The sequence below is a fragment of the Clostridium sp. CAG:43 genome (genome assembly GCF_000434655.1).
In the GTDB taxonomy this organism is placed as follows: Bacteria; Bacillota; Clostridia; order Lachnospirales; family Lachnospiraceae; genus Otoolea; species Otoolea fessa.
Window position 1 is genome coordinate 39,271 of the sequence record NZ_FR895107.1, and the last position, 452, is coordinate 39,722.

1 pseudogene is annotated in these 452 nt (G+C 48.0%); it reads left to right on the forward strand.

Annotation, left to right across the window (positions count from 1 at the left end):
* Positions 1 to 338, forward strand: a pseudogene (locus QVO97_RS10260) (FAD-binding protein); the annotation flags it as partial.
* Between the last annotated feature and the right edge of the window lie 114 nt (positions 339 to 452).

Genomic DNA, 452 nt, shown 5'->3' on the forward strand with positions numbered 1-452 from the left:
GTGCGCTTGACCGCATCACTGTGACGGTGGACGGCAAGGATCAGGAAATTGACTGCCTGGCACTGGTAGCGACCGATGTCTCCCTGATTCCGGTTTTTGAGGAATCTCAGGTATATGAGGCAGATGGAAAGGCAGCTGCCTTGGTTGTCAGCAACAATGCGGAACAGCTAAACAAAGATAGCGGCGAGCTGATCAATGGTCTTTATGCAGCAGGTCCGATCCTGTCAGCGGCAGTAGACGGTGAAGGCGTTCTCTCCGGCAATGAGCTGACAGAGGCGGTTATGTTTGGTTCGACTGCAGGAACAGAAGCAGCGGTTTATGTTTCGGATAACCAGTAAAAGCTAAGCTGGTTCATATGTAAGGCCATTTCTAAAAAAGCAGATGATGCAGACGAAATAAAATAGAAACCTTTAAGAAGAGGTTCAAGCAAGAAGCGGGTAAAAGCAAAAAAA